General features: G+C 65.4%; 2 protein-coding genes. Both read right to left on the bottom strand.

The annotated features are described in order from the left end of the window. The coding region (locus VDP82_RS16055; protein ID WP_323015836.1) for an NADP-dependent malic enzyme at window positions 1–2,274 on the bottom strand (2,274 nt) is incomplete at its 3' end. A 119-nt stretch (window positions 2,275–2,393) separates the two neighbouring features. Next, window positions 2,394–3,350 (bottom strand): EAL domain-containing protein (locus VDP82_RS16050; protein ID WP_323015835.1); only part of this gene is annotated, 957 nt, incomplete at its 5' end.

Genomic DNA, 3,350 nt, shown 5'->3' with positions numbered 1-3,350 from the left:
CCCCAGCGCCTCATTGGCGGCGATGGCGGTCATGTTGACGACGCCGCGGCTGGTGGTGGACGGCGCCAGGATATGCGCCGGCGACCGCGTGCCCATCAGGATCGGCCCCACCGCCAGCGCGTGGTTCATCTCCTTGAGCAGCGTCATGGAGAGGTTGGCCGCGTCGAGATCGGGGAAGATCAGCAGATTGGCTTCCCCATGCAGCTCGGTCTCGGGCACGTAGCGGTCGCGCAGCGTCTCGCTCAGCGCCAGGTCGCCCTGCATTTCGCCCTCGACGATCATGTCGGGAGCGATCTGCTTGAGCCGGGCATAGGCCTCGCGCATCTTGTAGGCGCTTTCGCCGTCGCGCGAGCCGAAATTGGAATAGCTCAGCAGCGCCGCCCGCGCCTCGATATTGAACCGGCGCAGATGGTTGCGCGCCTGTAGCGTGATGGAGACGATCTCGTCGACGCTCGGATTTTGCGTCATATAGGTATCGGTGAGGAAGAACGGACCGCGCGGCAGGATGAGCAGCGACAGCGCCGAGACGTCGCTCACCCCGTCCTGCAAGCCGATGATCGAGCGGATGTCGCGGGCATGCTTGATGAAGCGCCCCTGCAAGCCGCAGATCATGCCGTCTGCTTCGCCGCGCTTCACCGCCAGCGCCGCGATCACCGTGGTATTGGTGCGCACGATGGTGCGCGCCGTGTCGGGGGTGACGCCGTCGCGCCCCACAAGCGAGTGGAACAGGCTCACATAATCGCGGTAGCGCGGATCGTCCTCGGGATTGATGACCTCGCAATCGACCCCCGGCCTTATGCTCAGCCCGAAGCGCTCGATGCGCGCTTCCAGCACCGCCGGGCGGCCGATCAGGATCGGCCGGGCGATGCGCTCCTCCAGCAGCACCTGGGCGGCGCGCAGCACGCGCTCATCCTCGCCATCGGCAAAGGCGATGCGCTTGTTCTGCCCCTGCACCCGGTCGATGATCGGCTTCATCACCAGGCCCGAGCGGAAGACGAAGCGATTGAGGCTGTCGCGATAAGCGGTCCAGTTCTCGATCGGCTTCTGCGCCACCCCCGAGTCCATGGCGGCCTTCGCCACCGCCGGCGCGATGCGCAGGATCAGCCGCTGGTCGAAGGGGTTGGGAATGATGTGGTCGGCGCCATAGACCGCCGGCGCCCCGGAGGGCGACACTTCCAGCCCCGGCTCATGGGCCAGCCTGGCGATGGCGCGCACCGCCGCCAGCTTCATCTCCTCGTTGATGGTGCTGGCATGCACGTCCAGCGCCCCCCGGAAGATGAAGGGGAAGCACAGGACGTTGTTGACCTGGTTGGGATAGTCCGAACGCCCGGTACACACCATGGCGTCGGGGCGGATCTCCTTGGCCACTTCCGGCATGATTTCCGGCGTCGGATTGGCCAGCGCCAGGATCAGCGGCTTGGGACCCATTTTCGCCAGCATTTCGGGGCGCAGCGCCCCGGCGGCCGACAGCCCCAGGAAAATATCGGCGCCCTCGATCACCTCGGCCAGGCTCGTGGCGTCGCTTGTGCGGCGGAACTGGCCGCGCCATTTGTCATTGACGTCGTTGCGCTTGTGGGTGAGCAGCCCGTCCTTGTCGGCCACCCAGATATTCTCGTGCCTTGCGCCCAGCGACACCAGCACGTTGAGGCACGCGATGGCCGCGGCCCCTGCCCCCGAGGTGCAGATCTTGGCATCCTCGATTTTCTTGCCCGCCAGCTCCAGCCCGTTGAGCACCGCCGCGCCCACGATGATGGCCGTGCCGTGCTGGTCGTCATGGAACACCGGGATCGGCATGCGCTCGCGCAGCGTCTCCTCGATCTCGAAACAGTCCGGCGCGCGGATATCTTCGAGATTGATGCCGCCGAAAGTGGGCCAGAGCGGGGCCACGGCATCACTGAATTTCTGCGGGTCGAGTTCGTCGATCTCGAGGTCGAACACGTCGATGCCGGCGAATTTCTTGAACAGGACGGCCTTGCCTTCCATCACCGGCTTGGAGGCCAGCGCGCCGATATTGCCCAGCCCCAGCACCGCCGTGCCGTTGGAAATGACGGCGACCAGGTTCTGCCGCGAGGTATAGCGGGCCACCGAGGTGGGATTGGCGGCGATTTCCTCGCAGGGGGCAGCCACGCCCGGCGAATAGGCCAGCGCCAGGTCGCGCTGGTTGCCCAGGGGCTTTATGGGCTGGATTTCGAGCTTTCCGGGCTTGGGGAATTCGTGGAAGTGCAGCGCCGCATCCCGCAGGGCCTTTTTTTGCTCGCTCACGTCGTTGGTCACGCCATCCTCCACACACCCACTCGCCCGCCACGGCCCTGGGGCCTGGCGGCCCCGCGTTGGTGCCACCATTTTCAGCCGATGAAAAGTGTCAATGTCCGGGCAATGATGCAACTAAAGTTCTAGGCGGCGTTGCCCACCAGGTTGCCGATGCGGCCACGCGCCGCCTGCGTGCTGCTCAGCGCCGTGGCCAGCTCGCGGAAAGCGCCGATCTTGAGGGCGGGCGCGAAGATATAGCCCTGCGCTTCCACCACGCCCCGCGCCCGCAGATACAGCGCCTGCTCCTCGGTTTCCACGCCCTCGGCGACGATTTCGCAATCGAGGTCCTTGGCCATGGCGATCAACCCGTCCAGCACCGGCACCTGCGTGGTGCCGGGCTTGACCATGTCCACGAAGATGCGGTCGATCTTGATGACGTCGACGCCCAGCGTGCCCAGGAACGCCAGGTTCGAGTGCCCCGTGCCGGCATCGTCCAGCGCGATGCGCGAGCCCAGCGCGTGCAGGCCGGCGATGACGCTGTTGGCCACCGCCGAATTGCCCACCGGGTGGCGCTCGGTGATTTCGAACACCAGCTGGCGGAAGCTGATGGCGGAATTGCCGAAGATCGCCTCCACGTCCTGCACGATGCTGGCATCGCGGAAATGCCCCTCGAACAGATTGATGGAAATTTTCAGGTCCGGCATCATCTGCACCAGGTCGCTGAGGTCGAACTTGACCTGCTGCATCAGCGACAGCGTCATGGGAATGGCCAGTCCCGTCACTTCCGCATAGTCGATGAAGGCGCCGGGCGGCACCACCTCGCCATTCTTCTTTTCCCAGCGGCACAGCACCTCGCAGCCCATCAGGTGCCCGGTGCGAAGATTGATGACCGGCTGGTAATAGGGCTTGATTTCCCCGCGCGCGATCGCCCGTTCCAGATCGAAGGCCGGCACGCGCGTGCGCCGCACATAGCTCAGCGAAAACAGCAGCAGGCAGGCGCTGATGAGGCATGCCACCAGCGTGAAGCCGAAATCGAGATCGGCATAGCCGGCCCGCGCCATGGCGAAGGGACTGGCATAGTCCACCTTGAGCGGCATCTG

Source organism: Devosia sp., assembly GCF_034675085.1.
Lineage (GTDB): Bacteria > Pseudomonadota > Alphaproteobacteria > Rhizobiales > Devosiaceae > Devosia.
The sequence above is the reverse complement of the archived record's forward strand: the minus strand, read 5'-3'. Positions and strand labels throughout refer to the sequence as shown.